Here is an 18932-nt window from a genome sequence, read left to right as displayed (position 1 = left end):
GTGAATCCGTGAATTCAAGGTATGTTGAGGATAAAAGAGTTTTTTTTCATCTTAGTTTTTTTAAATTTTAACCTCAAACTTATTTAAACCCCAGTCATTATAAAATAAAACGTTCATCAGATTTATAAATTTTCAATTCATTTTCAGAAATCAGTTAAAATGTAATCTATTGATATTTAAAATGTTATTTTATTTATTGGAAGGTATTTACTGGTTTTCCTCATGAAAGCATTTTTTGAAATAAAAAGTGCAGATTTTATTTCAAACATTTTTGATTATTAAGTAGATTTGGGAAACATAAACACACATGATTTTAAAAAATATACTGATTGTATTTTTTTTCGTATCCTTAAAAGTATATTCCCAAAAGAACCCTGATCTGAAGGCTTCACAGGAGATAGACAGCTTAATAAAAAAAGACCAATGGGACCTTGTAGATTTTAGATTAGGCAATGAAAATATAAACTTCAAAAGGATTTCAAAGTATAATTTAAAATACGATTTATTAATTAAACTTGATTCTGCATCTGTATTGTATCAGAAAGGAGAATTTGCAGAAGCGGAAAGGTCTGTTCTTCATTCCCTGGAGCTGATACAGGAGAATAAGAAGAATTTGGATTTTTCCTATTATGAAGCTCTCAGGCATATTGCAATAACCAGATTGTTTTATGTTGAAAAAAGGAAAGGAAATATTACACAGGGATTAAAGTATCTGAATGATCTGTCGAAAGGAATGAGCCCTGTCTATAAAAAGAAGCAGGAAATCTTTTTTGCAGTCGCATACATAGAGCTGAGAAACTACAAAAAGGGAATTGATTTACTGAATACCCGTCTGAATGACATCCGCAATGATACGGACAATATCCTGTATGCAAAGTTTTTAAAGGTAAAGGAAATTGCAACAACATATAATACAAAAAGTGATGCATTCATCAAATGGTATAAAGATACAGGGGAAACAAAATTTCTGGATTCGGCCCAGTACAATTATGAAAAAGCTTATCAGTTAATGAAAGATTCTCCGGCTTTTTCGGCATATTCCAGAGCTTTGCATACATGCAGAAAGGCCAATACAACATTGCTGAAAAAGCAGTATGCCCTCTCACTGTCTCTCTTTAATGAATGTGAAAAAGATCCGGTTCTGATGCAGAAAAATTTTTCAAGAGAAGCAGTATGGCTGGGAAAAGCTGAGGTGTATACATTTCTTAAAAAAAATGATTCCGCTTTTCAATACCTGAAAAAGCTTGACAATGTTATAAAAGATGCAAAATGTACATATGAAACAAAACTGAAGGTATATCATTTATTAAGCATCAATTATGAAAATCTTGGAAACAGCAAAGAAGCTTATAAATACGCAAAACTAAGTTTGTCCGAAATAGAAAAAGAAAACATCCAGAAAAATTCGGGTAATGTTTTCCTTGGAATCTATGAACAGCAGGAAATAAAAAATATTTCTGAAGAAATGCTCACAAGAAATAATAAAAAGAATTTCTTGATAATTGCATGTTTGTTGTTCATGGGAATCATTTTCTATGTTGTCTATAGCTATAACAGAAAAAAGAAGGGTGTTTTAGGTATTCGGGAGAATGATAAAAATATGGATATCTTGCCGGTAGCCGGCAAAAAATCTGTCGCTGTACCGGTAATAGAAGATGAGCTTATTAGTAATATTCTTGTAAAACTGGAATCTCTGGAATCAAAAAAAAGATTTTTATCCAATAATTTTAAACTCGTAAATATAGCCAAACAGCTGAATACGAACACGGCCTACCTGTCCCAGATCATCAATCAGCATAAAGAGGTGTCGTTTTCTGAATATGTAAATAACCTCCGTATTAATTATATTCTGAACGAGCTGGAAATGAACCCGCAGCTCCGCAAGTATACCATCCAGACAATATCTGAAGAGATAGGGTATAAAAGCTCTACAACATTTACTAAGGCATTTAAGGAAAGAACGGGAATGACTCCTTCCGATTATATCAGACAGCTGGAAAAAAATTCCTTTGAGGGATAATATTTTCAAAGGAATCATTATTTTCCGGAAACTCGAAAAGATCACCTAAATCAAGACCTGCCTGGAACATAATGGAATTCAGAAAAATATTAATAATGAAAAATTTGAAATATCATTCAAAAGAAAAAAGTCGCCAATTTGGCGACTTTTTTCTTTTGGCTCCTCCTGCTGGGCTCGAACCAGCGACCCTCTGATTAACAGTCAGATGCTCTAACCAACTGAGCTAAGGAGGAATGTCCTTTGTTTTAAGTGGTGCAAATATAGGACGAATATTTATACCCTACAAATATTTTTTAGAAAAAATTCAAAAAAATTATAAGCTGCCTGTAAGTGCCTTGAAAATATCACTTCCGAAGATCAGCAACATTAATCCTAGCAGGAAAATAACCCCAATCGTCTGTGCATTTTCCAGTACTTTCTGAGGAACAGGTTTTCCTGTAATCACTTCCCACAAAGTAAAAAGAACGTGCCCGCCGTCAAGCCCCGGAATAGGAATAAGGTTCAGGAATGCCAGCCAAACGGAGAACATTGCCGTAAAGCTCCAGAACATACTCCAGTTAACAGATACAGCCCCGTCTTTAGACTTTTCTACCGGCATATTCTTGATAATTGCCAGCGGACCTCCCACTTTCTTATAACCCTGAACTTTTTTATTGAATACCAGTTTAAACTGTTTAACCTGGTACGTTAAACTTTCAATACTTCTTGTAAACCCTCTTCCGATAGATTCTACAAAATTGAAATGCTGTGTATTGGCAAACTTTTCCAGTTGTTTGTAAGACGCAATTCCTAAGGTTCCTTCTTTGGAAACTTCAAGATGTAAGGGTTGCAGTGCACCGGCTCTTACTACTTCCATATTAATTGTTTTGCCCGCATTTTTTACAACAGCGCCTTGTAATTCATCATAATAATTAATCTTCTCACCGTTTACAGATACTACCTGATCACCAATTTTTAACCCGGCTGCAGCTGTTTTAGGGTTTACAATTGTATCAATTACAGGTGTATATCTTGGTGTAAGAAACGCTCTTGGGTTCTCATCTTTGAAAGCCATTGCTTTCCCGTCATCATTAGTGTTGAAAGTAACCTCTTGCCCTTTTCTTAGAACTGTTACCTGATCGCTTAATAAAATATCTAAAGACAGTTTGTCCAGATTATTCTGAATTTTTCCATCCACTTTTAAGATCTTATCACCATCTTCAAAACCCATTGCTTTTGCAGTACTGGTATAATGCATCGGCGTTTCCACTTTGGTGGTATCAAAAGAAGTTTCACCGTTAAAATAGGAAAGGCATCCGAAAATAATCCATGCAAGGAAAAAGTTAACGGTAACTCCCCCCAGCATAATAATAAGTCGCTGCCATGCCGGCTTAGATCTGAATTCCCATGGTTGTGCAGGTTTTTTCATCTGCTCCTTATCCATGCTCTCATCGATCATCCCGGCAATTTTCACATAGCCGCCGAAAGGAAGCCATCCGATTCCGTATTTGGTCTGCTCGGGATGCTTTCTCCAGTCATTGTCCGGAAGTTTTGAGGTATCGATAGGAACTTCAGTTTCTTTTCCGTCTACTACAATAGTTTCCGTATCCGGAAGGTTTTTGGAAAGAATTTTATATTGCCATTTTCCATTGATCTTCTTCATTGAAAAGATGGAAAACCACGGATCGAAAAACAGGAAGAATTTCTCAGCTCTGGTCTTAAACCATTTTGCCGGTAAAAAGTGTCCAAGCTCATGAAGAACCACTAAAATAGAAATACTTAGTATGAACTGGAAAATCTTGATTGCTAATTCCATTAATAAATTTTAGATTTTAATTTGCAAAGGTAACAATTATCAAAACTATGCCAAATAAAAAAAGCCCCTCTAAATGAGAAGCTTTGTCATATATTTTGCGAATTCTACAGGTTGAAAGAAACACCGATACTGCCGTTGTTGCCTACTTCTGCAAAAACGCCCACTTTCTCTGTGAAAAAGTAACGGGCTCCAATATGTGCCCCGATCCCGAAATCTTTACCCAGCACTCCAACATCTACGCCGGGATAAATATCCCACTTTGAAGGTAAATCAAGTGTCTCCTGAAGATGAAAGTTCAGTCTTCCGAACGCGAAAACACGGTTGTCTTTATCATGATCTTTATAATTGTCAAAATAAACATTAAGACCTGCTCCAACGGATATAAGTTTATTTAATCCGTAATCATAGGTTCCTGTAACTCCGGTTCCATATCCCCAGGCACTTAATCCTGCCTGAACTTTTTGGTCGCCTTTACCTGTGTATGCCTGTGCATGGGCTGCAGTCCCGAAAAAAGCGATCATCAGCACAAAAAACAATTTCTTCATAAACTTTACTTTTATTAAATGATAAATATAGATGAAATCCCATCAAAAATAGAACCGAAATCATTGAAAAATCGTATTTTTAGTGACATTATTTAACAAAGTTTATGAGAATTGCAGGGCTTAATTTGGATATTGTCTGGAAAAATAAAGACAGGAATTTTCAACTGATTGAGGAACAGCTTAAAGATCAACAGGCCGATATTTTCCTGCTCCCGGAAATGTTCTCCACAGGTTTCTGTATGGATGCAGCTGAGGTTTCCGACAGAAATGAAGAATCCCTGGAGTTCCTGAAAAAAATATCGGAAGAAAAAAATGCCGCCATTTGTGGAAGTGCTCCGGTAGAACAGGATGGAAAATTTTATAACAGGATGTATTTCGTACAGCCAGATTCTGAAACTGTTTTTTATGATAAAAGACATCTGTTTTCCTTTTCAGGAGAAGATAAAGTCTATACTCCCGGAAATAAGAGAGTGATTGTGAATTATAAAGGATTCCGGATCTTGCTGCAAGTCTGCTACGATCTTCGTTTTCCTATTTTTGCAAGGAATAATGATGATTATGATGCTGTGCTTTATGTTGCCAACTGGCCGGAAAAAAGAGTAGGAGCCTGGGAGCACCTGTTAAAAGCCAGAGCAATAGAAAACCTGTCTTTTGTGTTCGGGCTTAATAGAATTGGGACGGATGGAAATAACCTTTTTTATCAGGAAAGCTCTCACTGTTTCTTTGCAGATGGAACGGAAATTTCACAAAAGAACGGAAATATTGTTTCTGCGGAACTTAATATGGATGAGCTGAAAGATTTCAGACAGCATTTTCAGTTCCTGAATGACAGGGATCGCTTTACAATTGATTTGTAAATAGATAAAAGCTGAGACTAAGGCTCAATGGAATAATCCCCTCTCCTTACTCTCAGCCTTAAAATATTTTTAAGAATACTGTTTAAGCAGTTCCGTGAGCGTATTCACATCATGCACGCCACTTTCTTTCCATAAAAGCTCTCCGTCTTTAAAGATGGCGAGGGTAGGAACTCCACGTACACCATATTGAGCAGCCAGGGCCGGATATTGGTCTACATCTACTTTGATGATTCTTGCTCCTTCCCCCACATGTTCCTTTACCGTATTCAGAACGGACGACTGTACTTTACAAGGCTGGCACCAGGTGGCAAAAAAATCAATAAGTACCGGTCTTTCCGAATTAATGATTTCCTGAAATTTTTGTGACATAGTTTTGTTTTTTGTTTAAATCATTAAAATTCATCAATCATAATGATATAATTTTACTTTTTATTTTCCGGACGGTTTTTCATTCTGGATGGCTTTCACGTTTTGCAGGCTGGTTCCGTCATAAGCTTCCACACCGTTTTTCTTTAATATTTCCATAGCCTGATCAGCCTGAATTCCTTTATTGCAGAAAACAACTACTTTTTTCCCCTTTAAAGAATCAAGATTGCTTTGTATCTCCGCCAGTGGAATATTGATAGCTCCTTTTGCGGTTCCGGCTTCATATTGTTCGGGAATCCTTACATCAACCAATATAACCTCCGAACTGTTGATTATTTCCCTGATGTCTGTCTTGGAAACTGGATTTATACTTGCTGTTTTACAGGATGTTAACACTAAAGTTATAACGAAAAAATATCCGAAAATTTTTCCTTTTATCATCTACAAGGTTTTTGACTGGCACACAAAGTCTGTTGTAGGGAATTTTTCCGTCTTTTTGATTCCGTTGAAACCGCCTTCTATTTCGGTAAAATTTCTGATTCCGTGCGAGTTAAGAACGCTTGCTGCAATCATGCTTCTGTATCCTCCCGCACAATGAAGGAAGAAGTGTTCAGAATCATCAATATTTTTTACCCAGTCGCTGATTGTATCAAGAGGCTTATTGAATGCATTATCAACATGTTCCGCAGAATATTCACTTAATTTTCTCACATCAACTACTGTAGAATTCTCTGTAAACTGTTCTGCAAATTCAGCAGGAGAAATCCTTTTGATCTCATCCGTTTCTTTCCCTGCATTTTTCCAGGCATTGAAGCTGCCGTCCAGGTATCCCAGAACATTATCAAAACCTACCCTGCTTAATCTTGTAATAACTTCTTCTTCGGTACCTTCATCACTTACAAGAAGAATAGGGTGTTTTACATCTACAATCATATTTCCTACCCACGGAGCAAAATCTCCTTTAAGACCGATGTTGATAGAGTTCGGAATAAACCCTTTATGGAATTCCGCAGGGCTTCTCGTATCAAGAATTAAAGCTCCTGTCTCTTCTGCGAAAGCTTCGAAATCTTCTGTGTTAACCGGATTCAGGCCTTTATTCATTACTGCATCCAGGCTTTCATATCCTCCTTTGTTCATTGCTACATTCATCCCGAAATATTTCGGAGGAGCGGTAAGACCGTCAAGAACTTCTCTGATGAAAGACTCCCTGTCCGGCTGATTAAGCGCGTAATTGGTTTTCTTCTGATTACCTAAAATATCTACCGTTTCTTTCTGCATATTTTTTCCACACGCTGAACCCGCACCATGTGCCGGATAAACAGTGATGCTGTCATCCAATGGCATAATCTTGTTCTGAAGACTGTCGTACAGAATTCCTGCAAGATCTTCCTGGGTAAGATTGGTGGCTTTTTGTGCAAGATCAGGTCTTCCCACATCTCCTAAAAACAAGGTATCTCCGGTAAAAATAGCCGTTTCCGTACCATTTTCGTCAATTAAAAGATAAGTTGTACTTTCCATCGTATGCCCCGGAGTGTGTAACGTCTTTATTTTTATTTTTCCAATCTCAAAGATCTGGTTGTCTTCAGCAATAATAGCTTCAAAAGCAGGTTGGGCTGTAGGTCCGTAAACAATAGGAGCTCCGGTTTTTTTGCTTAGGTCCAGGTGTCCCGAAACAAAATCGGCATGGAAATGAGTTTCAAAAATATATTTTAGGGTAACATTGTCTTTTTCAAGGCGATCCAGATAAGGTTTTACTTCTCTCAACGGATCAATAATGACTGCTTCATTTTCTGATACAATATAATAGGCACCCTGAGCCAGACAGCCCGTATATATTTGTTCAATTTTCATTGGGGTCTTTTTTAAATTTTAGATAAAGATACGAAGTATTAGATGAAATGTAAATGAATTGTTAAATCCGGACGATAGTTTCTTTCAATATTCAGGGGGTATTAGCTCTAAAACCCTTTATTTTTCGAATGATAAACGTGAGGTGGTGAAGTGTGATTCCGGAGGCTGTTTTTTATCATGTTCAGGAAATGAAAATAATTACGTAGCGCTGATAATACAGACATTCTCTTCTTTTCTCATTTCAAGGTTTGAAATTTGCAGGTAACGGTTCGGAAAGTTTTCCCACCAGATATACCACGAATATTATTTTCTATTATTACTTTAGCAACCAGATATTTTACAAAAAATTTTATATTTATAAGTTAAAAAAAGACCACATGGCAGATAAAACACAATTTATTGAAGAACTGAATGCAAAATACACTCCGAAAGGAGAACATATTATACTGGGAAAAGGAATGCTGGACGGGGAAGTAGTGCCGGAAGTCAACGTTACGATTCCTTTGAAAACCATCAACCGCCACGGCCTTATTGCCGGGGCAACGGGAACAGGTAAAACAAAAACACTTCAGGTATTTGCAGAACAGCTTTCCCATGCGGGAATACCTTCTCTGGTTCTGGATATTAAAGGTGACTTTTCCGGAATAGCAGAAGCCGGACAAATGAATCCGGTGATAGAAGAAAGATATGCCAAAACACAGCTTCCATACAATCCACAGGCTTTCCCTGTAGAATTGATGACCATTTCCGGCGGGAAGGGAGTGAAATTGAGAGCTACGGTTACAGAATTCGGGCCTGTTTTATTAAGTAAAATCCTTGAACTTAATGATACTCAGCAAAGTATCATGTCTATCGTTTTTAAATATTGTGATGATAAAGGTCTTCCGTTAATTGATCTTAATGATTTAAAGAAAGTTCTTCAGTATGTTACGGATAATGCTCAGGGAAAAGCTGAACTGGCAGCGAACTACGGATCTATTGCTCCGGCCTCTCTGGGAGCGATCCTGAGATCTATTGTTGCACTGGAACAACAGGGAGCATCAGATTTCTTTGGCGAACTGAGCTTTGATGTTCATGATCTTCTTGAAACAAGAGACGGAAAAGGAGTGGTGAATATTTTAAGAGTAGCAGAAATCCAGAACAAGCCACAGTTGTTCTCCACGTTTATGCTTTCGCTTTTTGCCGAAATTTATATGACCTTTCCTGAAGAAGGAGACAGCGGGAAACCTAAGCTGGTTCTTTTCATAGATGAAGCTCACCTGATATTCGATGAATCTTCAAAAGCCCTGCTTTCACAGATAGAAACCATGGTAAAACTGATCCGTTCCAAAGGAGTCGGGATCTATTTTATTACACAGATTCCCGGTGATGTTCCTGAAAATGTACTGTCACAGCTTGGTCTGAAAATACAGCACGCTTTAAGAGGATTTACCGCAAAAGACAAAAAAGAGATCAGCAAAGCTGTTGAAAATTATCCTATAACAGAATTTTATGATGCCTCAAACCTTATTCAGAACCTGGGTATTGGAGAAGCTTTTGTAACTGCTTTGGATGAAAAAGGAATTCCTACACCGCTTGTTCATACCTACCTGATTTCTCCGGAATCGAGAATGGATGTTCTGAACGATGCTGAAATTTCGGAATTAACAGGAAATTCCTCTTTAGTCGCAAAATATGAACAGCCGGTTGATAAGGAATCCGCATATGAAATACTGACCAACAGAATGGAGCAGGCAGCACAGAATCCGGTTCCAACACAGAAAACAAAACCGGTGAAAGAAGAGCCGGGAATGTTTGAACAGGTGTTACAGAGTAAAGCAGGAAGAACTTTTACCAGCACTTTGATGCGGGAAGGAGCAAAAGCCATTCTGGGAATGTTCGGTTTGGGCGGAAGAAGGAGATAAAGAACAGATAAAAAAGGGGAAGTTAAATTTCCCTTTTTTTGTATAAAATTACTTCTAAAACAAAAACGCACGCGAGAGTGCAATTGTCTATTATGCTCATGTTGCATAGGCAGATTTCTTACAAACTTTGATTTCTGGATATAGTAAACTGATTTCCGGTAGATTGAACAACTCCAAAGGCGCCGGAAATGTATAACTTATACCACCAAAATCAAAAGATTGAAATAATCATAATAAATTTATATATTAGTACTTTCAGAATGGTAAGCTTTTTGAGCTACCGTCTCTGATTTCCAAATAATGGGGAATGCTGTGTAACAGTTTGAAAACAAAATTATTGTTTAAGATTGTTTACATAGCATTTTCCAGTTTTGAAATATTTTTATTATTGAATATCAGTAAGAAAACTAATATTAATGGGAAAAATTGGGATGGGATGAAAATATTCCATTAATTTATACCCTGATTTTATAATTTGATTTTAATTAAAGAAATTGTACTCCATAATTGATATAGAAAGTAATGGTGCAGGTTACAGGAATGAATGCATTATAGATATAGCCATCTACAGATACGATGGTCAGAAAATTACTGACCAGTTCATATCCCTTGTCAATCCGGAAAGTGATATCACTCCCTTTGTACAGAAACTGACAAGCATCACCCCTAAAATGGTGAAAACTGCTCCGAAATTCCATGAAATAGCAAAAAGAGTCATTGAAATTACCCGGAATACCACCTTGGTAGGTCATAATATTGATTTTGATTACAGAATGCTGCGCCAGTCCTTCAAAAGACTGGGGTATGACTTTCAGATCAACACTCTGGATACCATTCCTTTAGCTAAAAAGATGATTCCGGATGAGGTAAGCTACTCATTGGGCAAACTCGTGAAATCGCTTGGAATTCCGTTGACAAACCATCACAGGGCTGAAGGCGATGCAAGAGCAACATTGGAACTGTTCAAACTTCTCATTTCAAAAGATACTGAAAATGAGATCATCCAAAAGCAGCATGATGAAACCAATGCAAAAACCTATATCAATAAGATCAAAGTTCTTACGCAGGATCTTCCCAATGAAAGAGGGTTTGTGTATTTCCAGAATGAAGAAGGGAAAATTATATTATCAGATTACGTTCAGGATATCAATAAGTTCTCGAAAAAGGTCTTCAATTCCAAGTCCAAAAAGTGGGAACAGATCCAGAAAGATGTTGAACAGATCAATTATGAGCTCACAGGAACAGATATTATTGCAAAACTGATCCTCAATTCCAAAAATATCAAAAAAAGAGAAGCTTTTCCGTTCGGGCTTTACTTCAGAAATAATAAATACATTGTCGAAAAGAATAAGCTGAATAAAACCGAAAAACCGCTCCTGAAATTCAGATCATTTACCCAGGGTACAAAAGCAGTTCAGTTTATAAGCGCGCAGGAAGAATTTAAAGATGTCAGTATTTTCCTTAAAAAAATAGATTTCAGAAAAAGAAATGAACTTTGGCTCGGACAGGGAAGAAAACTGGGTGAAAAGCTGTTCCTGATCATTGAAAACGGAAAAGTAGTTTCATATGGTTTTTATGAACTGTTTACACAGATCCAGACCTTAAGTAAGCTGGCCAAGCTGAAAATTGATCTTCCTTTGTCTTCTGCAGATTTGCATAATGATCTCCAGCTCGCCCTTCTTCGTGGTGATTTTGAGACATTGCCACTGCCAAAATGATAGAGGATTTATGTCTTATTAAGTTTTATCAGGAAGAAAGTGCTTTTAAAATCAGTTTTCCTGAAATAAAAAATAAATAGTATTTTTGCAAAAAATAAATAGAAGCAATGCAAAATTTTAAACAAATTAAAACCGGAAAAAAGGGAGCTGTAAAGTTCTCTAAGGTTTGGAATATTTAAAAGAGTTGTCTTGCATAAAAATAATTAATGTGGCAGGCTCTTTTTATAAGAATCTGCCTTTTTTTATGTTAAAATGAAATTATGAATTCAAAAGAATTATTAAAGATTGCCAATGAGTTTGGCACACCGGTGTATGTTTATGATGCTGAATCTATTAAAGGTCAATACGAGAAACTTACATCTTCTTTTTTAAAACACACAAAGTTTTTCTATGCAGCGAAGGCGTTGACAAACATCAATATCCTTAAGTATGTCAGGAATCTGGGTGCTTCTTTGGATTGTGTATCTATTAATGAGGTTAAACTTGGATTAAAGGCAGGATTTCCGAAAGAAAAAATACTGTTTACCCCAAATTGTGTTGACTTGGCTGAAATAGAGGAAGCAATGACTTTTGGAGTTCATATTAACATTGATAACATTTCTATTCTTGAACAATTCGGGAATAAATACGGGAATTCATATCCAATTCTTGTAAGAATCAATCCGCATATTTTTGCAGGCGGAAACTATAAAATTTCAACGGGACATATCGACAGCAAGTTTGGGATCTCAATTCACCAGGTTCGCCACATCGAAAGAGTGATGAAGAGTACAAACCTGAATGTGGAAGGACTTCACATGCATACAGGAAGCGAAATCAAAGATCCGGATGTATTTCTGCAGGCTTTAGAAATAATGCTGGATCTTTCCGAGCATTTCCCGAACCTGAAATACCTGGATATGGGAAGTGGCTTCAAAATTCCGTATCAGGACAGTGAAGAAGAGACGGATGTAAAGACATTAGGTAAAAAAGTGGAAAAAGTAATTTCTGAGTTCTCAAAATCTACAGGGAAAAAATTCGAATTATGGTTTGAGCCGGGAAAATTCCTGGTTGGGAAAAGCGGATATTTATTGGTTAAAGCTAATGTAATCAAGCAGACAACCGCTACGGTTTTTGTAGGTGTAAATTCAGGATTCAATCATTTGATCCGTCCTATGTTCTACGATTCTTATCATATGATCGAGAACTTATCCAATCCAAAAGGAGCAGAAAGAATCTACACCGTAGTAGGAAACATTTGTGAAACAGATACATTCGCCTGGGACAGAAAGCTGAATGAAGTAAGAGAAGGAGATATCCTTGCCTTTCATAATGCAGGAGCTTATGGTTTCGAAATGAGTTCAAACTTCAACTCAAGATTAAAACCTGCAGAAGTCTTATTCTTAGACGGAAAAGCGCACCTGATCCGTAAAAGAGATGAATTTGAAGATCTTCTCAGAAACCAGATAGAAGTCATTTAAAAGAAAGTATATAGCATACAGGCTCCGCAGATTACTGTGGAGTTTTTTATTGGTGAAATACAGGGAATATTTTAAAGGATGAACATGTAAAAGTACTCTTGCAATGATTTTCCAGGCAATTATAGCATAAAAAGGATCAGATTAATTTCAGAATTGATGAAAAGCTTCACATAAAGACTGAAGTTTTTCTTTTTAATAAAACATTAAAATACCTAACTTTGTTAAGCATTTAAATAACTCATGAATAGTTCTATGAAAGCTTTTACATTATTTATAGCACTTCTTGTGGCAAATTTTACATTTGCGCAGCAGGATGTTGAAGATAGAGATGACAATCAGATTACGGAAACCAATAAAAATCTTTTAAAGATAGATATCAGGGAGCCCCTTTTGCAGGTAGCTGTTAAAAACTGTACAGATTTCAGGCCGGCAGCATTTGAAGGAGGCGTGGCAACTTATAAAGAAACGCTGCAAAAATTCATGTACGATTATCTGAACTCAGATTTCTATGTGCTGAACGGGGATTTTACATTCACACTTACTGTTGATCAGACAGGGAAAGTAACCAATATCGAAGGAACACCGAAAGTCGCCAACAGTACTTATTTCTTTGATGATATGAAATATGTGGTAAGACGTATTAAAAAGAACTGGATTCCGGCTTCATGCGATGGAAAACCTGTTACTTCACAGATCAAGCTTAAAATGAACTTTTCTTCAATCGCAACAGATCTGTAAACAAAAAATAAAAATCCCATTATTATTAACTTTACTGTTCATTTGAATTAAAGATTTCTCTCAGAATACAATAACCGCAGAAGTCGTAAAATGGGCTACATCTATTAACCCTAAAGTAATTGTTAAAATCAGTTTCAGTACCAATATATGACCATAATTAGAATATTTTTTGTATTTATTCTCACTATTCCTTTTCAATTATATGCACAGATTGATGTTTTAGATAGTTATCCTGTTGGGCAGGACTTCTATGTCGGCGGAAGAAAGGCATTAGTAAAAGAGATGGTTGCAATAGTTAAGAAAGAAGGACTTCTTCCGTGTGCAAATACAGAAGAAAATTATACCGTAAATATTCTGGTCTATGCAGATTCATCAATTAATTATATAAAAGATTTTGACACAGTCAATATCAATAAAAATAAATGTGCTTACGATTTTAGCCGCCAAGTAATACCATATTTGAAAAAATGGCTTCCTGCAAAGGAAAATGGAAAGTTTATAGGGGCTATTGCGAAGGTTTCTATACAGCCCTTTATCCTTTATTATTCTAAAGAGGACCCAAAGGATAATAAAATTATAGATCCTTATTATAAAAGAGGGTTAAGTGATTTTGCAGAAGATGTTGAGAAAATTATGCAAGATTTTATAAAGAGGAACGAAGACCGTCGGACATATCTTACTTTTGTGGTTAATGAAGAGGGAGTAATGCAGGATTTTGAAATAGAAGGTGATTATTCAGACACTGAGAGGAAACGAATGATTGATCGTTTTTCGCGACTGAAAGGAAAATGGGAACCGGGAACCTTTAATGGAATGCCACGAAAAGTTTATATAAAGCAACTGATATCTCAAAATTTTGATGTACAGTTAGAAATAGAAAGAAATAATTCTCAGATCAGGCATTTTCGATAGACTTTTTCAGACCTCCAATGACTTTCTATCCTCCAAAATAATCTCCTGACATTCTGTCACAATATTTTGTATCTTTGCAGACTAATCTGTTTAGGATTTAAAATTCATTGTGGAGTCTTGAAATTTAAATGCTGAACATTGAACTTTAAAACGATTATTGTGCAGGAAAAATATATAGACGAAACAAAACAGGGAGAAGCTTTTGCTATTGCTGAAAGACCGGAGAATTCTAAAAAACTCTTTTTGGAAAGCTATGGCTGTCAGATGAACTTTTCTGATTCCGAGATTGTTGCATCTATTCTTAATGAACAGGGATACAATACCACCCTGAAAGTAGAAGAAGCAGACCTTATTCTTTTAAATACATGTTCCATCCGTGAAAAAGCAGAGCAAACCGTAAGAATGCGCCTTTCCCAGTTCAAAAACCTGAAAAAAGGAAAGCCGAGCATGACTGTTGGCGTTTTGGGATGTATGGCAGAAAGATTGAAAACCAAATTCTTAGAAGAAGAGCAGCTTGTTGATCTTGTAGTAGGTCCTGATGCCTACAGAGACCTTCCCAACCTACTTAAAGAAACTGAAGACGGAAGAGATGCCATCAACGTAATCCTTTCAAAAGAAGAAACCTATGCAGATATCAATCCTGTACGTTTAGGCGGAAACGGGGTGACAGCTTATGTAACCATTACCAGGGGCTGCGATAATATGTGTACCTTCTGCGTAGTTCCCTTTACCAGAGGAAGAGAAAGAAGCCGCGATCCGCACTCTATCATTGAAGAATGTAAAGACCTTTTAAATAACGGATATAAAGAAATAACCCTTTTAGGACAGAATGTAGACTCTTACTTATGGTATGGAGGAGGTCCTAAAAAAGACTTTGCCAAAGCCTCTGAAATGCAGAAAGCAACGGCAGTTAATTTTACACAACTGCTTGATCTGGTAGCTAAAGCCGTTCCTGAAATGAGAATCAGATTCTCTACCTCAAACCCTCAGGATATGAGCCTTGATGTATTCAGAATGATTGCGAAGCATGACAATATCTGTAAATACGTTCACCTTCCTGTACAAAGTGGCAGCAACAACATGCTTCTGGCGATGAACAGACAGCATACCCGCGAAGAATATCTGGATTTAATTAAAAAAGCAAAAGAAATTGTTCCTGATATTGCTTTCTCACAGGACATGATCATCGGTTTCTGTAATGAAACAGAAGAAGATCACCAGGATACACTGAGCCTGATGAAAGAAGTGGAATATGATTACGGCTATATGTTTGCCTATTCAGAAAGACCCGGAACACCGGCCCACAAAAAAATGGATGACAATATCCCTGCCGATGTGAAGCAAAGACGTCTGGCTGAGGTAATTGCGCTTCAGGGAGAGCTGTCCAGAAAAAGAATGCAGTCTTACGTAGGAAGAATGCACCAGATTCTTATTGAAGGAATCTCGAAAAAGAACAAAAACCAGTGGAAAGGAAGAAATTCCCAGAATGCAGTTTGCGTTTTCGATATGCTTGAAGGACAGAAAATTGGTGACATTGTGGACGTTTTTGTCTATGATAACACCCAGGGCACACTTTTAGGGAGAACCGCTGAATAATTTTAAAGTCTTGATAAAAGCGGTTTATTTTCTTGCATTATTTTCTTTTACACTGATATCCTGTCAGACAGAGAAAAGCATGAGTAAATATCCCGTAACGGTAGGAGATATTGAATTTGATGAAAAACTGGACGACCCTGCCTTTAAAAAATGTACACCTGAAAAACTGATTAGCATTCAGTATTATTACGGAACAAAGGAGTTTGACTATAAAGGCGAGAAATTAGCCATCATTGAAAAACTGCAGAAAGAAAAAATATCCTCCGAAAGTAAAATGAACGGGTATATTACCGTAAGATTTTTAGTAAATTGTGAAGGAAAAACAGGACTGTTCAGAGTTCAGCAGATGAATGCAGATCTGAAAGAAACAGCTCCGGATAAAGAACTGGGAGAAAAGCTGCTGAGATTTACAAAATCGCTGGACGGCTGGATTCCCAAAGAGATAAAAGGTTTTAAAGCAGGCTATTATCAGTATTTAACCTATAAAATTGAAAATGGAAAAGTTTCAGAGGTATTACCTTAGCTTTTTATTGCTTATCGTTTACACCAATACTATTGCGCAGGTTAACTGTAATGCAGTAGAGGGGGAGAACTGCAATAAAGCTTGTGAGTTATACAACTGGGCTTCAGACAGGCAGGGCAGCCGGGAATCCCAGGAAGCTTTTGACAAATCTATTGATCTCTGCCCCGATTTCTCCAACTCCTATATGGAAAAAGCCGTTCCATATCTTAAAAACGGAGACTTCGTAACCTGGAAAATACTTATAGATAAAGCCGTAGCATTAAATCCTAAAATGCATTTAGGCTACAGAGGATGGTGCAAATTCCAGTTCCTGAGAGATTATAATGGTGCCGTTCAGGATTTGGAAGAATTAAAAAAATACTATCCTGAAGATCTCGGAAGGTCCTTAAACGGAGATTATCATCTGGATGTGGTGAGAGCCATGTCTTACAGCGCTTTAGGGCAGAAAGAAAAAGCTGCCGGGATTATTGAAAATCTTCTGGCCTCCAAAGGATATTTTAAAGGAATGTACGACCACTACCAGCTGGGAGTAACCTATTTTGAGCTGGGCAGATATGAAAAAGCCTTAGAAAATTTTGAAAAGCAGAGCAAAGAATACAACTTTGCCGAGAATATATATTTTAAAAGTAAAGTTTCTAAAATCAGAAACAAAGATTATTTGGATTTAAAAACGTTAGCATTGAAAACGTATGATGAAGGAAAGACCATGAAAGATGTCTACACCCATCACTTCAACAAAATCTACAGGAAACAGATCGAGGAACTGTAGATTATTAAATCAATAATCAAAAATTTACTTATGAGCAACGACTTACAAAACATAAAAAACCGCTTTGGAATTATCGGGAACTTTCCGGCACTCAACCGCGCTTTAGAAAAGGCAATCCAGGTGGCTCCTACCGACATTTCCGTTCTCGTCATCGGGGAAAGTGGGGTTGGAAAAGAATTTATCCCGAAAATCATCCATTCAGAATCAAAAAGAAAACATCAGCCCTATATTGTGGTCAATTGTGGGGCGATTCCGGAAGGAACCATTGATTCAGAGCTGTTTGGACACGAAAAAGGAGCGTTTACCGGAGCTACAGCCACCAGAAAAGGATATTTTGAAGTAGCAGATGGCGGAACAATCTTTCTTGATGAGGTAGGAGAGCTTCCCCTGCAAACCCAGGTACGTCTTTTGAGAGTACTGGAAAGCGGTGAATTCATGAAAGTAGGATCTTCACAGGTTCAGAAAACCAATGTGAGAATTGTGGCAGCTACCAATGTGAATATGATGAAAGCCATTCACGACGGAAGATTCCGTGAGGATTTATATTACCGTCTGAATACCGTACAGATCGATATGCCGCCTTTAAGAGAAAGAAAAGGAGATATCCATTTGCTGTTCAGGAAATTCTCTATAGATTTTGCAGAAAAGTACAGAATGCCGGAGCTGGAACTGGAACCAAGTGCCGTTCATTATATTGAAAACTATACTTTCCCGGGAAACGTACGCCAGCTGAGAAACCTGGTTGAACAGATGACTGTTGTTGAAAGAAACAGACAGGTAACAGTTGAAAAGCTTGCGGAATACATTCCTATGGAAACCCACCTTCCGATGGTGGTGAATAATCAGAACGCCCAAAAGCAGAATGATTTCGGAAACGAAAGAGAAATTATGTATAAGATTCTCTTCGATATGAGAAGCGATATCAATGATTTAAAATCTTTAACTTCAGAACTGATTAAAAACAGAGGTACAGCCGATCTGAGCAATCAGGAAAAAAATCTGATCAACAGAATCTACTCCGCGGAACAGGCTCAGCCCGTTGCTCAGAACTCATTGCTTTATTTTGAGGACAAATCGCCGGTGGTACAGTCTGCGCCTACCATTATTTCAAATGCTGATGACAGCTATGAAGATATTGAAGACATAGAAATTGAAGAAAACAGACCTGAATCTTTATCGCTTCAGAATAATGAAAAAGATTTGATAATCAAAGCATTAGAGAAACATAAAGGACGCAGGAACAGGGCGGCAGATGAACTGGGTATTTCCCAGAGAACTTTATACAGGAAAATAAAACAATATAATTTAGAAGATTAAAACGGGGATGAAATATGTGGCCTGTAAATAATAAATGGTATGAGTAAATTAAAAATAATATTTGGGTTTGTAATTCTTTCGCTGTTTCAGCAGTGTTACTCTTTTACCGGATCATCATTGACGGATGAAAAAACCGTGCAGATCAATGAATTTCCGAATAATGCAGCGCTGGTGAATCCCACCCTTTCCCAACAGTTTTCTACAGATATCCAAAACAGGTTTTTGCAGAGAACTACATTAAAAGGAACAAAATCAAACCCTGATATTCTGATAGAAGGTGAAATCTCCGATTATAACTTTTCACCTACTACAATAAGCTCCAATACAACAACAAACCCTTCGGGAGGTGTAGTACAGCAGGCACAGAGCAAACTGACGATCAGTGTGAAAGTACATTACGAAAACAAAATACATCCGGATTCCAGCTTCGACAGAACTTATACGGATGAAGTAGTTTACAATAGTGACCTGAGTCAGAGTCAGATAGAAACGTCCCAGGTAAAACTTGTGACAGACAGAATTATTAATAAGATATTTAACGATATTGTAGCCAATTGGTAA

17 protein-coding genes and 1 tRNA gene are annotated in these 18932 nt (G+C 37.1%); 12 read left to right on the top strand and 6 right to left on the bottom strand.

What is annotated here, in order from left to right:
• Nucleotides 1-307 precede the first annotated feature (307 nt).
• Complete coding sequence (locus tag HNP36_RS10880) at nucleotides 308-2020, top strand: helix-turn-helix domain-containing protein (protein WP_184162969.1); 1713 nt, start codon at nucleotides 308-310, stop codon at nucleotides 2018-2020.
• Between the two features lie 156 nt (nucleotides 2021-2176).
• Here HNP36_RS10880 and HNP36_RS10875 read toward each other — a convergent pair.
• The 3 genes from HNP36_RS10875 to HNP36_RS10865 form a co-directional block, all read right to left on the bottom strand.
• A tRNA-Asn gene (locus HNP36_RS10875) sits at nucleotides 2177-2253 on the bottom strand.
• Between the two features lie 80 nt (nucleotides 2254-2333).
• Complete coding sequence (gene rseP / locus HNP36_RS10870; RefSeq protein WP_184162966.1) at nucleotides 2334-3815, bottom strand: RIP metalloprotease RseP; 1482 nt, start codon at nucleotides 3813-3815, stop codon at nucleotides 2334-2336.
• 104 nt (nucleotides 3816-3919) lie between these two features.
• Nucleotides 3920-4360, bottom strand: coding sequence for a DUF6646 family protein (locus HNP36_RS10865; protein ID WP_184162963.1), 441 nt, complete (start codon nucleotides 4358-4360; stop codon nucleotides 3920-3922).
• 104 nt (nucleotides 4361-4464) lie between these two features.
• Here HNP36_RS10865 and HNP36_RS10860 point away from each other — a divergent pair, with 104 nt between their 5' ends.
• The gene (locus tag HNP36_RS10860) at nucleotides 4465-5217 is read left to right on the top strand and encodes a nitrilase-related carbon-nitrogen hydrolase (protein ID WP_184162960.1); all 753 of its coding nucleotides are present in this window, start codon (nucleotides 4465-4467) and stop codon (nucleotides 5215-5217) included.
• A 69-nt stretch (nucleotides 5218-5286) separates the two neighbouring features.
• Here the strand turns inward: HNP36_RS10860 and HNP36_RS10855 are convergent, their stop codons facing one another.
• From HNP36_RS10855 to HNP36_RS10845, 3 genes are read right to left on the bottom strand one after another with little or no spacing between them, the layout of a single operon-like run.
• Nucleotides 5287-5586 (bottom strand): thioredoxin family protein, encoded by a 300-nt coding sequence (locus HNP36_RS10855; RefSeq protein ID WP_184162958.1) that lies wholly within the window; start codon nucleotides 5584-5586, stop codon nucleotides 5287-5289.
• A 60-nt stretch (nucleotides 5587-5646) separates the two neighbouring features.
• Nucleotides 5647-6024, bottom strand: a complete 378-nt coding sequence (locus HNP36_RS10850) for a rhodanese-like domain-containing protein (protein WP_184162955.1) — start codon at nucleotides 6022-6024, stop codon at nucleotides 5647-5649.
• A complete protein-coding gene (locus tag HNP36_RS10845; protein WP_184162952.1) occupies nucleotides 6025-7434 on the bottom strand; it encodes an MBL fold metallo-hydrolase in 1410 nt (469 codons plus the stop codon). It abuts the gene before it with no gap.
• 377 nt (nucleotides 7435-7811) lie between these two features.
• Between HNP36_RS10845 and HNP36_RS10840 the strand changes: the two genes are divergently transcribed.
• The 10 genes from HNP36_RS10840 to lptE all read left to right on the top strand — a co-directional run bounded on the left by HNP36_RS10840 (nucleotide 7812) and on the right by lptE (nucleotide 18932).
• Nucleotides 7812-9338 (top strand): helicase HerA-like domain-containing protein, encoded by a 1527-nt coding sequence (locus HNP36_RS10840; protein WP_184162947.1) that lies wholly within the window; start codon nucleotides 7812-7814, stop codon nucleotides 9336-9338.
• 494 nt (nucleotides 9339-9832) lie between these two features.
• The gene (locus HNP36_RS10835) at nucleotides 9833-11056 is read left to right on the top strand and encodes a PolC-type DNA polymerase III (protein ID WP_184162944.1); all 1224 of its coding nucleotides are present in this window, start codon (nucleotides 9833-9835) and stop codon (nucleotides 11054-11056) included.
• A gap of 260 nt (nucleotides 11057-11316) precedes the next feature.
• The gene (gene lysA, locus HNP36_RS10830; RefSeq protein WP_184162941.1) at nucleotides 11317-12516 is read left to right on the top strand and encodes a diaminopimelate decarboxylase; all 1200 of its coding nucleotides are present in this window, start codon (nucleotides 11317-11319) and stop codon (nucleotides 12514-12516) included.
• A 240-nt stretch (nucleotides 12517-12756) separates the two neighbouring features.
• Nucleotides 12757-13254 (top strand): energy transducer TonB, encoded by a 498-nt coding sequence (locus tag HNP36_RS10825; RefSeq protein WP_228456346.1) that lies wholly within the window; start codon nucleotides 12757-12759, stop codon nucleotides 13252-13254.
• A gap of 147 nt (nucleotides 13255-13401) precedes the next feature.
• Nucleotides 13402-14166 carry a hypothetical protein gene (locus HNP36_RS10820; protein WP_184162938.1) on the top strand — a complete coding sequence of 255 codons (765 nt, stop codon included), beginning with the start codon at nucleotides 13402-13404 and terminating at the stop codon, nucleotides 14164-14166.
• Nucleotides 14167-14325: 159 nt separating this feature from the next.
• Nucleotides 14326-15762 (top strand): tRNA (N6-isopentenyl adenosine(37)-C2)-methylthiotransferase MiaB, encoded by a 1437-nt coding sequence (gene miaB / locus HNP36_RS10815; RefSeq protein ID WP_184165169.1) that lies wholly within the window; start codon nucleotides 14326-14328, stop codon nucleotides 15760-15762.
• A gap of 79 nt (nucleotides 15763-15841) precedes the next feature.
• Entirely contained in the window at nucleotides 15842-16285 is a 444-nt protein-coding gene (locus HNP36_RS10810) for a hypothetical protein (protein WP_184162935.1), read from the top strand.
• Nucleotides 16257-17054 (top strand): tetratricopeptide repeat protein, encoded by a 798-nt coding sequence (locus HNP36_RS10805; RefSeq protein WP_184162932.1) that lies wholly within the window; start codon nucleotides 16257-16259, stop codon nucleotides 17052-17054. Before HNP36_RS10810 ends, HNP36_RS10805 begins: the two co-directional genes overlap by 29 nt.
• A 30-nt stretch (nucleotides 17055-17084) precedes the next feature.
• A complete protein-coding gene (locus tag HNP36_RS10800; RefSeq protein WP_184162929.1) occupies nucleotides 17085-18371 on the top strand; it encodes a sigma-54 interaction domain-containing protein in 1287 nt (428 codons plus the stop codon).
• Nucleotides 18372-18410: 39 nt separating this feature from the next.
• On the top strand, nucleotides 18411-18932 hold the full coding sequence (lptE, locus tag HNP36_RS10795; protein ID WP_184162926.1) for an LPS assembly lipoprotein LptE: 522 nt from the start codon (nucleotides 18411-18413) through the stop codon (nucleotides 18930-18932).

Origin of the sequence: Chryseobacterium shigense, assembly GCF_014207845.1 — a bacterium.
GTDB classification, from domain to species: Bacteria; Bacteroidota; Bacteroidia; order Flavobacteriales; family Weeksellaceae; genus Chryseobacterium; species Chryseobacterium shigense_A.
Note: the sequence above shows the minus strand (reverse complement) of the source record. Positions and strands in the feature narration are given on the sequence as shown.

Bases quoted from the DNA above. Each gene is read 5' to 3' on its own strand.
- rseP (WP_184162966.1), bottom strand. From the start codon at position 3,815: ATGGAATTAGCAATCAAGATTTTCCAGTTCATACTAAGTATTTCTATT.
- lptE (WP_184162926.1), top strand. From the start codon at position 18,411: ATGAGTAAATTAAAAATAATATTTGGGTTTGTAATTCTTTCGCTGTTT.
- lysA (WP_184162941.1), top strand. From the start codon at position 11,317: ATGAATTCAAAAGAATTATTAAAGATTGCCAATGAGTTTGGCACACCG.
- HNP36_RS10855 (WP_184162958.1), bottom strand. From the start codon at position 5,586: ATGTCACAAAAATTTCAGGAAATCATTAATTCGGAAAGACCGGTACTT.
- HNP36_RS10840 (WP_184162947.1), top strand. From the start codon at position 7,812: ATGGCAGATAAAACACAATTTATTGAAGAACTGAATGCAAAATACACT.
- HNP36_RS10845 (WP_184162952.1), bottom strand. From the start codon at position 7,434: ATGAAAATTGAACAAATATATACGGGCTGTCTGGCTCAGGGTGCCTAT.
- HNP36_RS10850 (WP_184162955.1), bottom strand. From the start codon at position 6,024: ATGATAAAAGGAAAAATTTTCGGATATTTTTTCGTTATAACTTTAGTG.
- HNP36_RS10820 (WP_184162938.1), top strand. From the start codon at position 13,402: ATGACCATAATTAGAATATTTTTTGTATTTATTCTCACTATTCCTTTT.
- HNP36_RS10810 (WP_184162935.1), top strand. From the start codon at position 15,842: ATGAGTAAATATCCCGTAACGGTAGGAGATATTGAATTTGATGAAAAA.
- HNP36_RS10805 (WP_184162932.1), top strand. From the start codon at position 16,257: ATGGAAAAGTTTCAGAGGTATTACCTTAGCTTTTTATTGCTTATCGTT.
- HNP36_RS10800 (WP_184162929.1), top strand. From the start codon at position 17,085: ATGAGCAACGACTTACAAAACATAAAAAACCGCTTTGGAATTATCGGG.
- HNP36_RS10825 (WP_228456346.1), top strand. From the start codon at position 12,757: ATGAATAGTTCTATGAAAGCTTTTACATTATTTATAGCACTTCTTGTG.
- HNP36_RS10865 (WP_184162963.1), bottom strand. From the start codon at position 4,360: ATGAAGAAATTGTTTTTTGTGCTGATGATCGCTTTTTTCGGGACTGCA.
- HNP36_RS10880 (WP_184162969.1), top strand. From the start codon at position 308: ATGATTTTAAAAAATATACTGATTGTATTTTTTTTCGTATCCTTAAAA.
- HNP36_RS10860 (WP_184162960.1), top strand. From the start codon at position 4,465: ATGAGAATTGCAGGGCTTAATTTGGATATTGTCTGGAAAAATAAAGAC.